Source organism: Nostoc sp. (assembly GCF_036919815.1).
Classification (GTDB): domain Bacteria; phylum Cyanobacteriota; class Cyanobacteriia; order Cyanobacteriales; family Nostocaceae; genus Nostoc.
This window is the reverse complement of the sequence record NZ_JBALCE010000031.1, coordinates 30,299-49,183: the sequence shown is the minus strand read 5'-3', so window position 1 is coordinate 49,183 and position 18,885 is coordinate 30,299. Positions and strand designations below refer to the sequence as shown.

Annotated in this window: 18 protein-coding genes and 1 pseudogene; 9 read left to right on the top strand and 10 right to left on the bottom strand. The window is 42.9% G+C overall.

The features are described from left to right. Window positions 1-128 precede the first annotated feature (128 nt). The 5 genes from V7K15_RS09015 to nblB all read left to right on the top strand — a co-directional run bounded on the left by V7K15_RS09015 (window position 129) and on the right by nblB (window position 4,074). Window positions 129-1,085: an RNA polymerase sigma factor, RpoD/SigA family gene (locus V7K15_RS09015; RefSeq protein WP_334904953.1), complete on the top strand. Its 957-nt coding sequence runs from the start codon at window positions 129-131 to the stop codon at window positions 1,083-1,085. A 244-nt stretch (window positions 1,086-1,329) separates the two neighbouring features. Continuing rightward, complete coding sequence (locus V7K15_RS09010; RefSeq protein ID WP_334904951.1) at window positions 1,330-1,674, top strand: DUF760 domain-containing protein; 345 nt, start codon at window positions 1,330-1,332, stop codon at window positions 1,672-1,674. A 478-nt stretch (window positions 1,675-2,152) separates the two neighbouring features. After that, window positions 2,153-2,569, top strand: coding sequence for an 8-oxo-dGTP diphosphatase MutT (gene mutT / locus V7K15_RS09005; protein WP_334904949.1), 417 nt, complete (start codon window positions 2,153-2,155; stop codon window positions 2,567-2,569). 281 nt (window positions 2,570-2,850) lie between these two features. Further along, a complete protein-coding gene (locus V7K15_RS09000; protein ID WP_334904947.1) occupies window positions 2,851-3,315 on the top strand; it encodes a CBS domain-containing protein in 465 nt (154 codons plus the stop codon). Between the two features lie 93 nt (window positions 3,316-3,408). Next, on the top strand, window positions 3,409-4,074 hold the full coding sequence (nblB, locus tag V7K15_RS08995) for a phycobilisome degradation protein NblB (protein ID WP_334904946.1): 666 nt from the start codon (window positions 3,409-3,411) through the stop codon (window positions 4,072-4,074). Between the two features lie 160 nt (window positions 4,075-4,234). Here nblB and V7K15_RS08990 read toward each other — a convergent pair whose 3' ends face one another. Continuing rightward, window positions 4,235-4,894 carry a PEP-CTERM sorting domain-containing protein gene (locus V7K15_RS08990; protein ID WP_334904944.1) on the bottom strand — a complete coding sequence of 220 codons (660 nt, stop codon included), beginning with the start codon at window positions 4,892-4,894 and terminating at the stop codon, window positions 4,235-4,237. Window positions 4,895-5,575: 681 nt separating this feature from the next. Further along, a complete protein-coding gene (locus tag V7K15_RS08985; RefSeq protein WP_334904941.1) occupies window positions 5,576-6,094 on the bottom strand; it encodes a DUF456 domain-containing protein in 519 nt (172 codons plus the stop codon). Window positions 6,095-6,509: 415 nt separating this feature from the next. On the opposite strand from V7K15_RS08985, the gene V7K15_RS08980 reads away from it, so the two are divergent. Continuing rightward, window positions 6,510-7,424: a M48 family metallopeptidase gene (locus V7K15_RS08980; RefSeq protein WP_334904939.1), complete on the top strand. Its 915-nt coding sequence runs from the start codon at window positions 6,510-6,512 to the stop codon at window positions 7,422-7,424. Between the two features lie 188 nt (window positions 7,425-7,612). On the opposite strand, the gene V7K15_RS08975 is transcribed toward V7K15_RS08980, so the two are convergent. Next, window positions 7,613-8,251 (bottom strand): cofactor assembly of complex C subunit B, encoded by a 639-nt coding sequence (locus tag V7K15_RS08975; RefSeq protein WP_334904937.1) that lies wholly within the window; start codon window positions 8,249-8,251, stop codon window positions 7,613-7,615. A 114-nt stretch (window positions 8,252-8,365) separates the two neighbouring features. Next, window positions 8,366-9,094, bottom strand: a complete 729-nt coding sequence (gene rpaB / locus V7K15_RS08970; protein WP_334904935.1) for a response regulator transcription factor RpaB — start codon at window positions 9,092-9,094, stop codon at window positions 8,366-8,368. Window positions 9,095-9,264: 170 nt separating this feature from the next. On the opposite strand from rpaB, the gene radA reads away from it, so the two are divergent. From radA to V7K15_RS08955, 3 genes are all read left to right on the top strand, one after another. After that, window positions 9,265-10,788, top strand: coding sequence for a DNA repair protein RadA (radA, locus tag V7K15_RS08965; RefSeq protein ID WP_334904933.1), 1,524 nt, complete (start codon window positions 9,265-9,267; stop codon window positions 10,786-10,788). A gap of 70 nt (window positions 10,789-10,858) precedes the next feature. Beyond that, entirely contained in the window at window positions 10,859-11,632 is a 774-nt protein-coding gene (locus tag V7K15_RS08960; RefSeq protein ID WP_334904931.1) for a Uma2 family endonuclease, read from the top strand. 400 nt (window positions 11,633-12,032) lie between these two features. Further along, complete coding sequence (locus V7K15_RS08955; RefSeq protein WP_334904929.1) at window positions 12,033-12,905, top strand: 6-carboxytetrahydropterin synthase; 873 nt, start codon at window positions 12,033-12,035, stop codon at window positions 12,903-12,905. A 55-nt stretch (window positions 12,906-12,960) separates the two neighbouring features. On the opposite strand, the pseudogene V7K15_RS08950 reads toward V7K15_RS08955, so the two are convergent. From V7K15_RS08950 to V7K15_RS08925, 6 genes and pseudogenes are all read right to left on the bottom strand, one after another. Then, a pseudogene (locus V7K15_RS08950) lies at window positions 12,961-13,590 on the bottom strand (Uma2 family endonuclease). A gap of 311 nt (window positions 13,591-13,901) precedes the next feature. Beyond that, entirely contained in the window at window positions 13,902-14,897 is a 996-nt protein-coding gene (locus V7K15_RS08945) for a PrsW family intramembrane metalloprotease (RefSeq protein WP_334904928.1), read from the bottom strand. Next, window positions 14,890-15,810, bottom strand: coding sequence for a class I SAM-dependent methyltransferase (locus tag V7K15_RS08940; protein ID WP_334904926.1), 921 nt, complete (start codon window positions 15,808-15,810; stop codon window positions 14,890-14,892). Before V7K15_RS08940 ends, V7K15_RS08945 begins: the two co-directional genes overlap by 8 nt. 169 nt (window positions 15,811-15,979) lie before the next feature. Further along, a complete protein-coding gene (locus V7K15_RS08935; RefSeq protein WP_292795841.1) occupies window positions 15,980-16,192 on the bottom strand; it encodes a hypothetical protein in 213 nt (70 codons plus the stop codon). Beyond that, window positions 16,176-16,451 (bottom strand): BrnT family toxin, encoded by a 276-nt coding sequence (locus tag V7K15_RS08930; protein ID WP_334904923.1) that lies wholly within the window; start codon window positions 16,449-16,451, stop codon window positions 16,176-16,178. Before V7K15_RS08930 ends, V7K15_RS08935 begins: the two co-directional genes overlap by 17 nt. A gap of 339 nt (window positions 16,452-16,790) precedes the next feature. Next, window positions 16,791-18,473 (bottom strand): DUF3352 domain-containing protein, encoded by a 1,683-nt coding sequence (locus V7K15_RS08925; protein WP_334904921.1) that lies wholly within the window; start codon window positions 18,471-18,473, stop codon window positions 16,791-16,793. Window positions 18,474-18,885: the final 412 nt, after the last annotated feature.

The window sequence follows — 18,885 nt, the reverse complement described above, 5'->3', positions numbered from 1 at the left end:
CGAGTTGATCGGGCGCGTAAATTGCAAACCAGAGCATGGGTTCCCAGTCTGACTGGGTAGCACCCTAACAAAGCATCTATCCGTTAATGACCCTACCGCCAAACCCATCATTACCAAAGAGTAGCGCCATGAAGACCGCTCAGACAGCCACAGACCTCGTGCGGACTTACCTGCGTGAGATTGGCCGTGTGCCACTCTTAACCCACGAGGAAGAGATTTTCTATGGTAAGCAAGTGCAACGTTCCTGCGCTTTGCATCAATCAAGAGAATGTCTTGCCACCCAGTTAGATCGTCAACCGACTCTAGAAGAGTGGGCTAAAGTGACAAAGCTAGAACCAGCAGACTTGAACGAAGCGATCGCTGATGGTGAAATTGCCAAGCGCAAGATGGTAGAAGCCAATTTGCGCCTGGTAGTGTCCGTTGCCAAAAAGTACATAAAGCGTAACGTCGATTTACTGGACTTGATCCAAGAAGGTAGTATCGGTATGCAACGCGGCGTAGAAAAGTTTGACCCCACCAAAGGGTACAGATTTTCTACCTATGCCTATTGGTGGATTCGGCAAGCGATCACTCGTGCTATAGCCGAAAAAGCTCGTACCATTCGGCTGCCGATCCACATAACCGAAAAATTAAATAAGATAAAAAAAGCACAGCGTCAATTGTCTCAAAAATTGGGACGCGCTCCTACTGCTGGTGAGCTAGCTCAAGAATTAGAATTGACCCCCAAACAAGTACGAGAGTATCTAGAAAAGGCGCGTTTGCCCCTTTCCTTGGATTTGCGACTGGGTGATAATTACGACACCGAACTCGGAGAAATGCTAGAAGATCCAGGAGCATCTCCAGAAGAGTTTGTCATGCAATCTTCTCTATCTTATGACTTAAATCGCCTGATGGGGGACTTGACACCACAACAGAGGGAAGTGATCACCCTGCGCTTTGGCTTAACTGATGGGCAAGCCCTGACTCTGGCTAGAATTGGTGAAATACTGAACATCAGTCGGGAACGAGTCCGGCAAATCGAGCGCGAAGCCTTAACCAAACTTCGCAAGTCTAAAGCCAGCATGGATGAATATTTGGCAAGTTAGGGGAAAGTTAGGAGTGAGGAGTGATGAGTTTTTAATTAACTCTCACTTCTCAGTTTATTTGTTAATGATTGGGGTGAGAAAATACGCTGACTTTGGTACGGTTACACCTACTTCCACTCTGACGTTAGGTTGTTACATTAGTTGACAGGAAGACCAAATAGCTAGCTAAGTCAAATCCAAAACAGGTATTTAATATTCAAATCATAAGCACGTCAGCCAGTAATGGTAGTTAAGGAGCTAAAAAATGAGTAACCCATCCAATCGTGTCTCAGAATTTTTTAATAGCGAATCAGAAACTAGCGATTTATTATGGCAGTACGTTAAATCCTTGAGTCCAGAGACAGTTACCCAGCTATCCAAACCCACGTCTGCCGAAGTCTTTCAGGTGATGGAACGGAATATTACAGGACTATTGGGTAATCTACCTTCAGAACACTTTGGGGTTACTGTAACCACAAATCGGGAAAATCTGGGTCGGCTTCTGGCTTCTGCGATGATTAGTGGTTATTTCTTGCGTAACGCTGAACAGAGAATGGATTTTGAAATCGCCCTACAAGGAACTGAAACCAACAATAGCCAAATTGACTAGAGTAAAATTTAGGAAATTCTATATTGTTGGGCTGATAGCTAGTCACACTCACGGGAATACGAATTTAAAATAAGCTTTTGCGAAATATTTGCCCCTAATTCCCAATCATGCATCAGTTCAATCTGTTTAAAAAATCCCAAATAGTGACAAATGAAGGTTGAAATTTCAACGCATAGGCGCTTCTCTACGAGACGCTACGCGAACGCCTTCCCGCAGGGTAGGAAGGCGGAGGTTGGCGTACAGTAAGGCGGAGTTTTTGGATTTGGTTATCTCTGAACTCATGTAATTTGGTCATTAGTTCAACTAAATGGGTATTTCTAAATGATTAATCTACATTTGTGGATAAACTAACAGAGGTAGACAACCTTCGCAATAAATACAAACTCGGCAGAGTTCAAAGCAGTCTGCCGAGTTTTGTTATTAGTCAAGAGTCTAGAGTCAGGAATTCTTGCCCTACTCCCGATTTGCACAATCAATTATGAGTGAAACTAGTTCTTTCCCACCCCATAAAATCATTGGTGTTGCAGTAATTTGGAATGACCAAAAGCAAATTTTAATCGATCGCCGTCGTCCAGAAGGAGCGATGGGTGGTTTGTGGGAATTTCCTGGTGGTAAAATTGAGCCTGCTGAAACTATCAGCGAGTGTATTCAACGGGAAATTTCCGAAGAACTGGGAATAGTAATTGAAGTGGGAGAGCATCTGATTACTATTGACCACACTTATACAGACTTGCGTGTTACCCTCACAGTACATCACTGCCGTCATCTTACAGGTGTTCCCCAACCTTTAGAATCCGATGAAATTCGCTGGGTAACTTTGGAAGAACTGGAGCAGTTTACTTTTCCGAAAGCAAATATTCAAATTATTGCTGCCTTAAAAGGGAGTAGGGAGTAGGCTTGCCGTGAGCGTAGCCGAATGGGAGTGGGGGAGTGAGAGAGGAGAATTAAGCTAATGTACTTTTAATTTGCATAACCAGGGTGGGCTTTTCGGCCCACCCCACAAGAGTTTTACTTCTAGGTAATATGCAACTTTTATCTCCAACAGCTTAGTAACCAATGCCCCATGCCCCATGCCCAATGCCCAATACCGTAACAATCTATTAATTGCATCAGGTTGAGTCCCACAATTTTCTACAATAGGCGCAGGGACTTTGATTAAAGGTGTCAGTCAAACAAATGCCTAAAACCGTTGCCGATGTGATGAGCCGCGATCCAATTGTCGTTCGGGTAGAAACTCCACTAAAGGAAGCTATCCAAATTCTCGCAGAACGGCACATTAGCGGACTACCTGTTGTGGATGATGTCGGTAAATTGGTGGGCATTATCTCGGAAACCGATTTGATGTGGCAAGAAACTGGTGTTACTCCACCTGCGTACATTATGTTTCTTGATAGCGTTATCTATTTACAAAATCCTGGTACTTATGATCGTGATTTGCACAAGGCACTAGGGCAAACCGTTGGGGAGGTGATGAGTAAAAACCCGATCACTATTTCCCCTGATAAAACTTTAGCGGAAGCAGCTACAATCATGCACGATCGCAGCGTTCACCGCTTGCCAGTACTTGAGGGCGCAAGTCAAGTAATTGGTATCCTGACTCGTGGTGATATTATTCGGGCAATGGCTGCAAGTCAAGATTAGTCAGTTGTCATTAGTCATTTGTCAAGAGTTTTTTGACCCTTGAGTGTTGACTAATGATTATTTTTTACACCTTTGAAAATCAAGGATAACTAAATGAGTATTACTCCGGAGTCTGTAAAGCAATTGCTCAGTTCTGAGGATTTAGGCGATCGCTTACGTGCAGTAAATCAAATCCGCGAATTGGAACCTGCGATCGGCTTTGAATTAATTCAAAGTGCGATTGGCGATCGCAATTCCCGTGTCCGTTACTCGGCGGTGAGTCAAATGGATACACTCGGAACGCAGGATTTACAGTTATCCTTGGATATCTTGCGCGATCGCTTGCTTCATGACTCCGAAGTAGATGTCCAAGCAGCAGCAGCCGACTGTTTGGGCGCTCTGAAGTTACATGAAGCTTTTGAAGATTTGCAGCTGCTTTATCATACAACTGGTGAATGGCTAATACAATTCAGTATCATTGCGACATTAGGGGAGTTAGGCGATCCACGAGCCTTTGAATTACTCAAAGAGGCACTCTCATCAGAAAACGAATTAGTCCAAACTGCTGCTATTAGTTCTTTGGGTGACTTGGGAGATTTACAAGCAGTTCCCCTGTTAGCTCCTTATGCTACCAATCCCGATTGGCAAATTCGTTACAGACTTGTACAAGCCTTGGCTCGTTTAGGTAGTGCAGAAGCCAAATCTATATTAGAAACTCTGACTAATGATGAAGTAGATGCGATCGCAAATGAAGCCAAAAATTCTTTGCAATCAGTTTAAGTCTATCTCAGGTTAAGAAAATTCACCTTTAATATAGATTTGTCTGATAGTATAAAAAAAATCGACCTGGTTGGTAAATTTTGCATTCCAGCCAGATCGAATAGATAAATTAGAGTTACTTTTAGCAACTAAAAGTAACTTTTTTATATTTAGGATAGGTCTATTGAACGAAACTCTTGCGGCGGCGAGACATAGCCATTACTGCACCTACTGCACCCAAGCCTAGTAATGCAGCTGGTTCAGGAACTGAAGTTACTGCAAGACCTGTGAAAGTAGCCTTGAATGCTGTACCATTTTTGTAGTCATTTTCTGCATTAGTATCTTGAGTAGAAAAAGTTATATATCCCGTTCCATTGGTTTTGTTACCAGATCCATCATCAAAGAATCCAACGTAATTCAAATTTATATCTGTTCCTGCGTTCTGTGTTGTGAATTTTGGGGTGGCCAAAGACGTTAAACTAAATGTATTTGCTCCATCTCCTAAAGTACCAGGGGTTGCAAATACACCTAAGTCAAGAAAAACAGAACCCGATGTTAAGGGGTTAGTAGTAACGTTGAATATGTGAGCTGCGTCAAATGCTGTAAAACTTCCAGTTTGTAATGCTAGGGAAGCTAAACCAGGGGTAGGGGTAAATTGTAAGGATGTATTTGACACTGTAACTGTAGTAGCAGGAAACCCAGCACCACCGTAATTAAAACTACCATTGAGTGCAGCAGCTTGAGCAGACCCAGCAGAGGTAAATAACCCAGCAGCAACTAAGGGGATTGCAGCAGTAATGGCTAAAGTTGCATTTAGTAATGTAGATTTAAAACCAATCATTGTTGTTTGAGGCTCCTAGTAATAATTTTAAGTCAGAGCAATTGCTTTACTTTTAATCTCAGTAATTTATAAAAAATACTGTCAGTGAAAGCGAAGCTTGCGTAATCTATTTCTTATCTCCATAAAATCACATAGATTTAGAGCCGACAATATTTACTGAGTGGTCTTCATCACATCTTTAATGCATTACTATCCTTCATGAAATTTTAATTCCTTATATATCTGCCCTTTGTATATCTTTCATTTCATAGGGTTTAAATTGTTGGTAATAGTTCTGGCTTTAAGAAAAGTCATTTACGTATAATCAATGCAGTAGTAGTTTTTAATGCTTAAGCTTACTCAACCATATTTTAAATAAATGGAGTATGCAGTGTATTTATAATCTCTCGAGTTACTAATATTTAGTGAAACGGTTCCTCTCGTAGAATAAATGCGAGGAACCTTTGTATTTGTTTGCTATGGATATCAAATTGAATGCTTATAATAAATAGCTATAGCGCTTTCCAGGTGCATGAAGTAGATATCAAAACCTCACCCCCAACCCCTCTCGTTAGCAAGGAGAGGGGAGATAAATCAGAGCTTTATCGGGGTGAGAGGTTAAGCTGTACCTCATTCTTATTAGGAAACACTATAATTGCTAGCTATTACTGCTGTTATCAAATCTGTCAAACCTTTCAAATGCTAAGAGGCAAATACCTGTGGCCAAGTTGTCATCACAAAAACTACAACTGCGGCGATCGCTAACAAGCCTTGAATCAAGTTTCCAACCAAAGATCCGACGACAATTCCGATACCCGCCTTAACCGCCAACCCGAATTCACGTCGGTAAATATACTCACCAATAATTGCTCCCACAAGCGGCCCTAGTAAAATTCCTAGCAGTGGTCCCCCAAAAGGTAACGTTGGCAATAATCCCAGAAATCCCACTACCAAACCGACAATTGCGCCAATTTGCCCCCACTTGCTAGCTCCAGCTTGTCTTGCTCCCACATAGCTAGCTAAAAAATCCACTCCGACACTGAGAAGTAAAACAATAATTGTCACAATTAGGGGAATCTTGATCGCTGCAAAAGAACTACTAACGACTCCCCAGACGATAATTGCAATTAAGATTAAGCTGCTCCCAGGAATAGCTGGAACTACCGCACCGATAATACCCACAACCATTACGGCAAGTAATAGCCAATAAATAATTTGCATAGATAAAATTGTAAATTTACCAGTAAGGTAGCACAGATGGGCATTGGTGTTAGCTTAACCTTAAAAGGGCAGTTATAAACCACATCTACACGAGGCTTTACCCACAGAGGTGGGTTAAAAAACCTTAATTTTCTCTTAGCCCATGCAGGTGTGGCTCTTGTTTATGTAGCTGCGAATTCCATTGCCAAGACTTAAGTTGACTGTATATTCTATCTGAGCAAGATGGTGACAAATGCCTAGTACACTGTGATCAAAGTTTGCCTACTTTTAACAAGTTGCTGAAGTAGGGGCAATTCATGTAGCTTTAGCTGACCGCAGGGTATTGCCCCTACTTGTGTGGTTAATTGAGATGGTAGCTGAATTTACGCTGTGTCGCTTAATGCTTCTTAAACTGCTATTTAAAACCTCAAAACCCATGACGAGAAAAATATTAACTGGACTAAGTTCCCAAGCCTACGAACACCCTTTTGATCGCAAAGCCTTGGCTTCTTTGCAAAATATGCCCGGTGTCTCCCTGCTACTCAAAAAAGTTAATGAATACGGCATCGATCGCCTACTCAGACTGCAAAGCCTTGGTAGTGAAATCAGAATTTCGCCCCGTAATTTTCCTCAATTGCATCAGACATTTGTAGAAACCTGTCAAATTCTTGATGTTGCTCCACTTCCTGAATTGTATCTGTTTCGAGGCACCGGTCATATTCAAACCTACATTGTTGGGGTGGAAAAACCCCTTGTTGGTATCAATTTAGATGCAATGGAGTGGCTTGAAGCAGATGAGTTGCTTTACGTTTTCGGACATGAAGTTGCTCGCATCAAGAGTCAGCATATGGTGTATCACCAAATGGCAATTGTGATGCCAACTTTGAAAAATTTGTTGAGCAGTACCACACTGGGGGTAGGTGGCTTGCTAGCTGGTGGAATGGAACTAGGTTTGTATAATTGGCGAATGATGGCTAGGTTCACTGCTGATCGGGCTGCAATGCTTGCTTGTCAAGATATTGACGTAGCAACTACTACACTGATGAAACTCGCGGGTTTGCCACATGACTACTTGACTCCTCCTGTGATCGAAGATTTCCTCATCCAAGCTCGTGAGTTTGCATCGAATAACTTAGATAGTGTGGATAAAGTCACTAAGATATTAAGTTATACAGAATCAGGGCTTTCGTGGGTAGTTATGCGGGCTGGCGAGTTATTAAAATGGGTTGATTCAGGAGAATATAATAATTTAATTCAACAGCAAAATTTAAAGCCACCGGAAGAAGCGGAAGAAAAAGAAGGAAAGACACCGCAAGAAAAGGAAGGGTGGAATTTTTTGACTTCTTGGTGATTGAATTTTAGATTTTAGATTTTAGATTGCTGATTTTAGATTAAATTCTAAACTAGCGAATCAGCTAAGTACACGTCACTGTAAAAGGGGTTCGGAAATATTGAGACTTGATGTTGGTGTTGGGTTCCACTTCGTTCTACCCAACCTACAAATGATTAAATTCCATACCCTTTTTGTGGTGTTCTGTACTAAGTACTAAGAGTAACGGCTAATTTATCAGCAATTCCGGCAATCCAGTTTTCATCTTGTTTAGTGTAACTGCGAGGAGCATTCGCTGCCAAAATCAGCGCACCTTGGTTGCCAATAGGTTGACAAATTACACCTTGAGTATTTTCTGGTAAATAATCAAATTCAAGCCTACCTGGATATACTGCTAGCACAACTAGATAAATCGGCTTTTGTTTTTCGAGTACTTGTTTTAAGATTACTCCTGGTACAACTTCAGATTTAGTACCCAGAATCCCGCGACGCAACAAAACTTTACCTTGATAAAAAACCACAAGCGATCGCGTTACTGTATTAGTCAACAATAAATGAGATGCCCAGGCTAGCTCAGTTTTCACGGCTTCTGGTAAATCTGCTGCTAGTACAAAACCTTCTTCTCCAATTAGTTCTACAGTATCAGGCGATCGCGGCTGAACTTGCTGCCAAATTAAACCCGTCAAAATTAACACCGCACTCAAAATCACGCCCACTACATCACCACGCGCTTGGGATTGAGTTAGTTCCACTGTCAATAAACGGTTAATCAGCAAAAGCACAGCGCCTAACCCACCTACGACAAGGGGTAGACGCCGCAAAACTCGATTAGGATCAGGTTTAGTCATTAGTCATTAGTCATTGGGCACTTGTACTGAGCGAAGCCGAAGTATTGGGCATTGGACATTAATCAATAAGTTCTCCTCCCCCTGCTCCCCTGCCTCTCCTGCTCCCTCATTTCCTCACTCCTCCCCTGGTTCAATAATCCTCTGGAAAAGATAACCAGTACCCCGCGCTGTGAGAATCAATTCTGGGTTGCTAGGATCATCTTCTAACTTTGCCCGTAAACGGGATATATGTACATCTACTACGCGGGTATCCACATGACGTTCTGGTGTATAACCCCAAACTTCCTGTAAAATTTCCGAACGAGAAAAAGCTTCTCCAGAGCGACTGACTAACAACTCTAACAAGCTGAACTCCATACCCGTTAATCGAATCCGCTCATCACCTTTGTAAACTTGTCGCTTATTCGTATCGATTTTAATAATAGCGACATGGATCACCCCAGAACTAGGAATGCCAGAACCACTGGTTTTATCTACCCGCCGCAACACCGAGCGAATTCGAGCTTCTAGCTCCTTGGGGGAAAATGGTTTAACTACGTAGTCATCAGCACCCAATTCTAGCCCAGTGATGCGATCGGCTACATCCCCCAAAGCTGTTAGCATAATAATGGGCACATCTGATTCTTTTCGTAATTCTTGACATACACCATAGCCGTCTAGCTTTGGCATCATTACATCCAAAACTACCAAGTCAGGATCAGTTTTGCGAAAAATTTCTAAAGCTTCTTCCCCGTCGCCAGCCGTCACTACATCGTAGCCAATCATGGAAAGGCGCGTTTCCAAAATCCGGCGAATGCTGGCTTCGTCGTCTACCACCAAGATTTTTTCTTTATGGCTTTCCAAGTTTATCAAGGCTCCTTCACTAAAAATTTACATGATTAATTTTTAATACCATAATATTAAGATATCATTCCATCAATTAATTTGGAAAAACCTCTAAATACTACTATGATTAGATTTTAGTTTTTTTCAAGAATTAAGTAAATATTAAGATTATTTAATAATATTTAAGAATGGCAAAGCCAAAAACCTTTTTTGTTTGTAACGATTGTGGAGCAGAATCCCCCCAGTGGTTTGGTAAGTGTCCAGCTTGCGGTACTTACAACTCTTTGGAAGAACAAATTTCTATTCAATCCTCAGTAGATGTACCTAGTCGGGGGGGAGTGAGTAGTTGGCAATCAACTCAAACCAATGGCAAATCTCGCGCTAAACCAGCTAAAGCGCGAGCTTCCTTAACATTTGACCAAATTACCGATCGCCAAATCGCCCGTTGGGAGTCTGGTTATGGAGAATTGGATCGCGTACTTGGGGGTGGGATTGTCCCCGGCTCTATGGTGCTGATTGGTGGTGATCCAGGGATCGGTAAATCTACTCTATTATTGCAAGTATCAAATCAATTAGCGCAAAAATATCGCATCCTTTACGTAACTGGTGAAGAATCGGGACAGCAGGTAAAATTACGAGCTTCTCGTTTGGGAGTATCAAAAAAACTAAGTGTGGTGAATGAGGAGAATGTTACAGTACTAGAGACTACACTTCCCATAGACCCTGACAGTATAGGTGCAGATTTATATGTACTGCCGGAAACAGATTTAGAAGAAATTTTACGCGAAATAGACTCTCTAAAACCAAACGTGGCGGTGATTGATAGTATCCAAACGGTGTTTTTTCCGGCGCTGACTTCTGCACCAGGTTCGGTGGCTCAGGTACGGGAATGTACCGCAGCACTGATGAAGGTGGCGAAGCATGAAGATGTCACCATGCTGATTGTGGGACACGTCACCAAAGAAGGAGCGATCGCTGGGCCAAAAGTTTTAGAACATTTAGTAGATACAGTGTTGTATTTTGAAGGCGATCGCTTTGCCTCCCATCGGTTATTACGGACAGTCAAAAACCGCTTCGGCGCAACTCACGAAATCGGCATCTTTGAAATGGTGGCAGAAGGATTGCGAGAAGTTGCCAACCCCTCAGAGCTATTTTTAGGCAACCGTGACGATCCCGCTCCTGGTACAGCGATTGTAGTTGCTTGTGAAGGTACTCGCCCCATTGTTGTCGAGTTGCAAGCTTTGGTGAGTCCCACCAGCTACCCTTCCCCTCGGCGGGCTGGAACTGGCGTAGACTACAACCGCCTAGTGCAAATTCTCGCCGTCTTAGAAAAACGGGTGGGAATTCCGATGTCCAAGTTAGATTCCTACGTTGGTTCTGCGGGTGGGTTGAATGTGGAAGAACCGGCGGTAGATTTGGGAATAGCGATCGCGATCGTTGCCAGTTTCCGCGATCGCATCGTTGATCCCGGTACAGTATTAATCGGTGAAGTTGGGTTAGGGGGACAAGTGCGATCGGTTTCCCAAATGGAACTGCGGTTGAAAGAAGCTGCTAAGTTGGGATTTAAACGAGCGATCGTCCCAAAAGGAACCAAATTTCCCGATCTTAATATTGAGATATTACCAGTATCTAAAGTAATAGATGCAATTATTGCCGCCATCCCGCATCAGGAACTAACAAATGACGATTTAGAACCCGATGAAGATGAGTAACCATAGCTCCGCTTTTTCAGTTGTTGGGGGGATGAATACAGTAAAATACCACAGCAAAGGAGAATCCACGATGACAACCCTTAGCCAAGACTATCAAATCACTTGGGAAAAACTACCCGATGATTACAAACTGCCAGATGATCCAGTGGACAACATCAACCAACCAGCCTTAGCAGCTGCACTTACACAAAGCTTAGAACTTGCCGGAAAACTCCCACCCAATGCGCTCACACCAACTAATTACGGCATCTGCGCCACATTAAATGGCAAAATCGTCGTTAAAGCTCCAGACTGGGCGTATATTCCGAAAATCGGTGTTGATAGAGAAGAAGTAATACGCAGTTATACCCCCCAATTACAAGGAGACATCCCCGTAATTGTGATGGAATTCCTTTCTGATACAGAAGGCGGGGAATATTCCATTAAACCCACTTATCCCCCTGGTAAATGGTTTTTTTACGAGTGCGTCTTAAAAGCTCCAAACTACGCCATTTTTGAACCCAATAGCGGCAATTTAGAAGTTTATCGCCTAGATCACAATACAGGCAGGTACATTGTACAAACCTCCAACGAAAACCAACATTACTGGATAGGGGAAATGAATCTTTACCTTGGCGTCTGGCAAGGTATGCGTGAAAACCGCACAGGAAAATGGTTGCGGTGGTGGGATGAACAAGGAAACCTTTTACTCTGGGGTACAGAATTAGCTGAACAAGAACGCCAACGTGCCGAACAAGAACGCCAACGTGCTGAACAAGAACGCCAACGCGCTGAACAAGAACGTCAACGCGCCGAACGACTAGCAGCACAATTGCGGGCTGCGGGAATTGAACCTGAAGATTAGACTTTTTGCAAAGAATTTAGATTTGCTAGATTAGCGAAAAATTTGCTAAATCTAGCATTTTTTTAGAGGGATGAAATTTTCAATAATAAGGTCTTGCGCTCTGTTACAATTCTGCGATCGCCTGCTGAAAGTGAGTTTACCAGGACTTACACAAACAATAGCTAAAACCCTGATTTTGAGGTAGGGGCAATTCAGGAATTGCCCCTACCACGTATAGTTTTGCGTAAGTCCTATAACCTTGAAAAAATGCGTCGTTTTGCCAGAGAATATCCTGTAAGGCTTTCAGTATCGTTCTAAAATTGTCCGAAGTATTGATTCCCCTAACCACTGAGAGAGAAATTAGTTTATCCTGGAAACAGAAAAAGATTAAAAAATTTTAAATTCTGCTCCAACTGTACTCATGCAATGTATTGTTAATCGCCGCGCCCAGTTTTCAGCAAGTCATCGCTATTGGTTGCCAGAACTGAGTGAAACTGAGAATATTGAAAAATTTGGTGCTTGCTCTAGATTTCCGGGACACGGACATAACTATGTCTTATTCATCTACCTAGCCGGGGAATTGGATGAATATGGCATGGTGCTGAACTTGTCTGATGTGAAACACGTAATTAAACGGGAAGTTAGCAGTCAATTGGACTTCTCTTATCTCAACGATGTGTGGTTAGAATTTCAAGAAACTCTGCCCACTACTGAGAATATTGCACGGATTATCTGGCAGCGTCTAGCAGCCCATTTACCTCTAGTCCGTGTGCAGTTGTTTGAACATCCTGAACTTTGGGCAGATTATATGGGAAACTCAATGGAAGCCTACCTCACCACCAGTACTCACTTTAGCGCCGCCCATCGGCTAGCTCATCCTAACCTCAGTAACGAAGAAAATACTGAGATTTATGGCAAGTGCGCTCGTCCCCACGGTCATGGACATAACTATCATTTAGAAGTAACTGTCAAAGGTAAAATTGACCCACGTACTGGGATGATTATTGATTTAGGCGCCCTGAATCAACTGGTAGAAGATTATGTGATTGAGCCATTCGATCACACCTTTTTAAATAAAGACATTTCTTACTTTGCCGAAGTTGTGCCCACTGCTGAGAATATCGCACTTTACATTAGTAATTTACTGCGATCGCCTATTCAGGAATTGGGAGCTAAACTTTATAAAGTAAAATTGATTGAAAGCCCTAATAACTCCTGTGAAATCTACTGCACGGAGTCAGAATCAGAGTCAGCCAGCCCAGCCGTGAATCAGCCAGTATTAGCACAAGTTTAGGTAATTGGAAACTTAGGCATAGGACATAGGGAATTTATATCATCCCAATGCCCAGCTAGAAAAGTTTACTAACTAAGCAGTTGAAACCAGGTAGCAAAGGACTTGTCAATTCATCTTGACTAAATAAAGTAATTGCTAACTTTAATGCAGCCTGTTCACGACAATAAACTTCAACTTTCTTCTGTATAGAATCACAAATCCAATATTCCTGAACCCCTTGCACCGAGTAAAGCTTTAGCTTTGTTTCCCTGTCGCGTTTCTCATTTTTTTCACCGGGAGATAAAACTTCTACTACTAACTCTGGTGCGCCCGTCAGGAGTCCAGCCTCATCTAGCAAGTGTTTTAAACGTTCATGACTTGCCCACAGCACATCAGGGATCACATTGTCAGAATCTGAGAAAATAATTCCAGGTGCGATGTCTGACGACAAGCTGCTTCTCTGCGAGACGCTCCGCGAACGCATCTACGCAGCCTGACCTAAACCAGTTTCATCTGACCAATTCTTAAGATCTGTAACAATATTGGCGCAGATCGTTTGATGATCCCAGTTAGGTGCTTTAGTCACAAATAGTTCTCCGTCAATAATCTCATAGCGATTCCTGCGATCGCGAAGTGTCTCGGAACGAGAATCGCTAGCAAAGAACTCTAGATCAGCAGTCGTCCAACGCACTGGATCTGTTTGCATAGAAACCCTCTAGCATTTTTATCGAAAAGTTGGGTTTAAAACCCCGTGCTTCTAGCACGGCTTTATATTTACCAGCATTGGATTTGCCACGAATATGTTAAGATACTAGTTAGTACCGATGGACAGTCGGGAATCCAAAACGCCTATGCAGACGGTTTGCTCTTGTACTGAGATATTTCAGTCTAGGTCAAAGTTGAAATCCCGTAAGGGAGCAACTAGGAAATCTTTGAAGTGATTCTTAGAAGCTCCGTACCTTCTCCCAAGGGGAGACGCAAGCGCGAACAAGTCGGAGTCATGTCACAAATCATATTTTAAAAATACCGACGACGGGCGGAATGTCGCAAATAGCGATAAATGCCCCAGGCTAAAACTCCAAAAAAGAGATTTAATAAAAAGCGACTAAATATAAACCATAAAATATCACTGTCAAAAAGCTTCGACGGACTCAAAGGACTAAGAATCCTGACTAAGAGAAACAGCCCAAAAATAGCATTTCCACCCAGCACCAGAGCAAACAGCACTAAACTCCTCTGCCAGTAACGGCGCTGGGGTGTACGGTCCCAAATCAGGGTAATGGCGGATTTACCTTGCACTTTTCGGAGTAATTGTTCCAATCGCCAAAACATCCACAATAGAAACGGAAAGAAACCATAACTAAGGAAATGCAGGGGTAGTGAGTAACGCCAAGCACTAGATAGGATATTAACTAGGGCATGACAGATTACAGAATTTAGCCAAGCCCTAAAAATGAAATTCCTGTCTCGATTTAACCGAGTGTGCGAGGAAATGTATATTCCCAAGGCATACCCCCAAGGCGCAGAAAACATGGCATGGACTGGCGTGCCAATAATACGGTCAAAAATTGATGCGGTATCGTGGAAAAGGTAAATCCAGTTCTCCTCGGCAGTGAATCCAAGGGCAACGGCTATAGTGAACAAGAAAATGGTAGACTGAAGTAATCGATACCTGCGTTGTAGATAGCAGGTTGGGACAACAACTGCTATCAACTTGCAGCCTTCTTCAATTAAACCTACTTCTACCAGCTGTCGCAAGGCAATACCAGGAAGCGTAGACGCGCAGCGGCTTGTCGGCAGACATCGCTTGATCTGATGCCAGCCTACAAAAGAGTTGGCGACAGTTTCAAAAATCCATTCGAGGCTCAGGGCTAAGATCCCAGATATTACCCCGATGATAAAGAACATCAGCAACTTTACCAGAGGTGGGGCAAATGGCACCCGACAGTAGTAGTAGCCTAGCAGCAGCAACGGTGGTATTGCTGCCCATAGCAGTAGAGAGAAATCAACCACTCACCTGAGCAATTATTGTGCGGTGACGGTGGGTATTGTTAGTGATAGTGGGAGTCTGGAAACCCGCTTCAACAATAGCCTGCTCAATGTCCAAAGCGAAATATTCATCTAAATACGGTTCAGTACTTTTAAGCAACGTCAAAATGTAAGCTGGCATTTTCTGGTAAACTTCAGATTTGGGATTCATGTCCATGATTGCCAAGTAGCCACCCGGACGCAGCACGCGCCGCATTTCAGCTAAAATCTGTCGGGTTGCTGATTGGGGTAATTCGTGACACATCAGGAAAATGGAGACTAAATCAAAAGAGGCATCTGGTAGTCCAGTTGATTCAGCTTGGGCATGAAGCCAGTTTATTTTAGCTTGACGTTGTTGGGCGCGGTAATTGGCAACGGCTAAGAAGTAGGGAGATAAGTCCAAGCCTGTAATGTTGGCATGGGGATAAATTTCTTGCATGGTAAATGTACTCAAACCCACACCGCAGCACAAATCTAGGATGTCTTGGGGTTGATTGGGGATTTGCGCTTTCAAGATATCGTGGTAACTTTGGCGCAGTTTAGCATCTCCTTGGGCTCCAGCATCCTGCCAGATTCCGGCATGGACAGTACGAGCCGCAACTTCCAATTCAAAAGCCGCTTTCCAGCTGAGGTTTCCGCCTTCGTAGGCATGAAACGGACGCAAGTAGTATTCTGGATAGGAAAGCTGAGGATTTTGTACTTGAGCTAGATCAGCCTTCCAATCACGCGCCTCTAGTGTCTTAACTTCTTGCGTCCAAGGCACACCAATTCTGTCGGCACGTTTAATCATCATTTGTCTAGCTTGATGCTTGGCTAGATTAGCTAAAGGCTTGATTGCCAATATGCCATTTACCAAGCGGGAAGCGAAGCCAGGATTAGTGTTTACAGCAGCAGTCATAAATCAGTTTACATTTAAGAGCCTTTTTTACTTATGACATACTTGCTGGACAGCAGTCTAGAAGTAAATAGAAACTTGACATCTGGAGATTGGCGAGCTGCGTTCAGGGGCTGCTAATAACCTTGAACTCAGCACCAGAGGCTTCCTTCAGTCTGCCGCAAAGCGATTGTTAGATCGCGACAGACTTCGCAATCTTCGCAAGCAATCGCAATGCTTCATTGACGGAAGCCGAATCTCGAAATATCTCTGCTACATCTGGATCAAGAACCACAACATTACTTGATTGCACATAAGCTTCATAGTACTTACCACGAACACCGCCTGAGAAATCGTACTCAGGTCTCATCTCATCATTGGCTGTTATTTCAGGTTCCTGACTCATAGCTTCTTGTTTCCTGTCGAGTGGCTAAACGAGCATTAATTAATCGCACCTCACCCTCTCGTTCCGTGTGGGACACAACCAAAAGCCTTTGCAACCTTGACTGACCTGTCGTAATCAGACGGAATTCACCTATTGAGTGGTCAGGGTCAGGAATTGTAACAGCTAGTGGATCTCCGAAGATTGTGACAGCCTCTTCAAAAGACACACTATGTTTCTTGGCATTGCTACTTGCTTTATCTGAATCCCACTGAAACTTCATAAAGCTATTGTACTCTCAAGCAGCAAAACTACCTACCAATATTTTTCAACAGCGCACCAATACTGTAAGCTATCTCTTGACTTTTTGATTATTGCCTTGGTTTTATTTTTGGCAATTCGCGCCTTCCAAAGATTCAAAGAGAAGAAGAAATCGCCGATGATCTCCCACCATCAGATGCTACCCTTGTAGCTCGTGGGGAGTGGGGAGTAGGAATTTTAGATTTTAGATTTTAGATTTTAGATTGAAATTTAATCCAAAAGACGCGACGCTCGAATACTCGCTAACGCTCCGCTATCGTCAATCCAAAATCCAAAATTGAATTGCCCAATGCCCAATGCCCTACTTTGCAGTATTCGGCTTGAGAGCTAACAACATCTCCAATTCACTGGTGGATTTATTCGGGCTAGTGGCGGTAACACCAAAACCACGAATGGAACCGAGGATGGTGATGGTATCGGCGTTACTCCCGATAAAACTATTGATCAGGGGCACAGTTTTGGTTTTATCCATATCCAGGTAGAAATAGCCGGCGTTGGGTTTTTGCAAAGAACCAGTAACGGCTTTGAAAGCGTCGCTATTGTCAAGGGATTGATTTTTGCGATCGCCGATCGCTTCCGCAATTGGTCCACCAAGACCTACAAATAAAGTGTCTTGATCCAGCCAACCATGCGCCAATAAAGCTCCTTGTTGGGGGATTTGCCATTCAGTTACGTCTTTACCACCAATATTTCTGTTGGCGATGTTGATTTTTTGGCTTTTGGCGAGGGTATCCAATTTCGTTAAGGTGGCTTCGGCAGTTTTGCGATCGCTAGTATCAAATAGTAAAGCACCTCCAAAACCAACACCCGCTAACACCCCTTGATTTGATGGAATCGCACCAAAGGCAAATTCCCCATTCATCCAGCTAAAAATATCCTTATCCAGGTCTATATTGGCAAATTTTAGTTGCGATCGCACTTGTTCCAAAGCTTGCTTCATTTGGGGATAATCTTTGGACTGTTCTACTACCGTTTCCCAGCCACGGCTGATGCCACTTCCGCTAATCAGAGCAAAGGTATCAATCGGAAATTGCCCCACTATATTCCCAGAAGTTGATTGATACTGAAATTTATTTAGTTGCGGATCTAAATTGGCGATCGCTTTTAGCCGCACTCCCGCATCATCAACACCAACACCCGCCACCACGGATTTTATCTGCTTAAGTTGCGTCAGGGTTTGTGCAGGTAACTGCTTTGCCTGCGGACTTGCAGCTGATAATTGCTGTACCATGCCTGCATAGTCTGGTACATAAATTTGGGCGAGGCTGTTTTTAACATCCACTCCTTGGTTGAGAATGCTGCTAGCACCTTCTTTACTAGCAAAAGAAGACTGTCCCTTAAAGGTGTCAATTGCTTTTTCTACAGCTTGCTTTTCCGGGGCTAATACCAAGTGAGTATTATTTAAAACTACACTATATGTCGGCTTGCCATTTTGTGTAGTTTCGATAATTTTTTGACCTTCGTAGTCAGATTCCTGGAATTTCACCCCTTTTTCTGACTTCAATTTGCTAGCAAAATTTAAGGCGCTGAGTTTGTCCTTGATTCCCACCACGATCAGGATATTCGGTTTCTGCTGTAAATTTGTTGGTACATTAGGTGTCCCAGATGGCACGTTTAACTGCACCGGCTTCACAGGATTTGCTGGCAGTACAGCAATCATCACACTACCAGCCCAAGGCTTTATGTCTTTTTCATAAGAAAGGTTACTGTTACTGAACACTTGCTTATTGAAATTTTCCAGACCTTTTGCCACTAACTTTTGTGCTTCTGGAGTGCCAAACTGCTGTAACTTTGCCCAGCCTTGAGAGTCAGTAGTAATATAAGTTGCCATCAATGCTGTTGAAGGTACAACTTTCGCACTGTCTAGAGCGTCGGAACTACCTCCTGATGGGCTTTTAAAATACGTGTAAGCCGCTATACTTCCGGCTACAACTACAGCCGCACCAACAGCCGGAATGAAAAACTTTGATTTACTTTCAGGCATTTTGTTATCCTCTTTTGCTTAGATTGTCACCGAGATTTATACAAGTGTCATTGTAGAGTTTTCGGATTTGTTCATAATTTTCGCTCATTGATCGGTATTTACTGATAAAATTAATAGTCCTATATATAAGTTAGCGGTCTAAAATTACTTCAAAGGGATGATGAGCGAATCCGCAAATGTTATCCTGTTCATCTCAAACAAAATAGCCTGTTCAGCAGCAGCAAGCTATCCTAAGTTATAAGAATAATTAGGAGTTTTTGTAGTTAACGAGAATCGATCGAGGTGCAAGAGACTCTTGACCCGATGACAAAAAAGTGCAAAATATCAGGAAAAGTAAATGCGGTAGGGATATGGAAAAAGTCCAAAGATCGGCAGCCGATCTTCGGAAATTCGGGTGAGATTAATTTCAATC

What these genes read in the sequence shown, in the direction of transcription:
- V7K15_RS09015 (WP_334904953.1), top strand. Translation starts at nt 129, where the DNA reads ATGAAGACCGCTCAGACAGCCACAGACCTCGTGCGGACTTACCTGCGT.
- V7K15_RS09010 (WP_334904951.1), top strand. Translation starts at nt 1,330, where the DNA reads ATGAGTAACCCATCCAATCGTGTCTCAGAATTTTTTAATAGCGAATCA.
- mutT (WP_334904949.1), top strand. Translation starts at nt 2,153, where the DNA reads ATGAGTGAAACTAGTTCTTTCCCACCCCATAAAATCATTGGTGTTGCA.
- V7K15_RS09000 (WP_334904947.1), top strand. Translation starts at nt 2,851, where the DNA reads ATGCCTAAAACCGTTGCCGATGTGATGAGCCGCGATCCAATTGTCGTT.
- nblB (WP_334904946.1), top strand. Translation starts at nt 3,409, where the DNA reads ATGAGTATTACTCCGGAGTCTGTAAAGCAATTGCTCAGTTCTGAGGAT.
- V7K15_RS08990 (WP_334904944.1), bottom strand. Translation starts at nt 4,894, where the DNA reads ATGATTGGTTTTAAATCTACATTACTAAATGCAACTTTAGCCATTACT.
- V7K15_RS08985 (WP_334904941.1), bottom strand. Translation starts at nt 6,094, where the DNA reads ATGCAAATTATTTATTGGCTATTACTTGCCGTAATGGTTGTGGGTATT.
- V7K15_RS08980 (WP_334904939.1), top strand. Translation starts at nt 6,510, where the DNA reads ATGACGAGAAAAATATTAACTGGACTAAGTTCCCAAGCCTACGAACAC.
- V7K15_RS08975 (WP_334904937.1), bottom strand. Translation starts at nt 8,251, where the DNA reads ATGACTAAACCTGATCCTAATCGAGTTTTGCGGCGTCTACCCCTTGTC.
- radA (WP_334904933.1), top strand. Translation starts at nt 9,265, where the DNA reads ATGGCAAAGCCAAAAACCTTTTTTGTTTGTAACGATTGTGGAGCAGAA.
- V7K15_RS08960 (WP_334904931.1), top strand. Translation starts at nt 10,859, where the DNA reads ATGACAACCCTTAGCCAAGACTATCAAATCACTTGGGAAAAACTACCC.
- V7K15_RS08955 (WP_334904929.1), top strand. Translation starts at nt 12,033, where the DNA reads ATGCAATGTATTGTTAATCGCCGCGCCCAGTTTTCAGCAAGTCATCGC.
- V7K15_RS08940 (WP_334904926.1), bottom strand. Translation starts at nt 15,810, where the DNA reads ATGACTGCTGCTGTAAACACTAATCCTGGCTTCGCTTCCCGCTTGGTA.
- V7K15_RS08935 (WP_292795841.1), bottom strand. Translation starts at nt 16,192, where the DNA reads ATGAGTCAGGAACCTGAAATAACAGCCAATGATGAGATGAGACCTGAG.
- V7K15_RS08930 (WP_334904923.1), bottom strand. Translation starts at nt 16,451, where the DNA reads ATGAAGTTTCAGTGGGATTCAGATAAAGCAAGTAGCAATGCCAAGAAA.
- V7K15_RS08925 (WP_334904921.1), bottom strand. Translation starts at nt 18,473, where the DNA reads ATGCCTGAAAGTAAATCAAAGTTTTTCATTCCGGCTGTTGGTGCGGCT.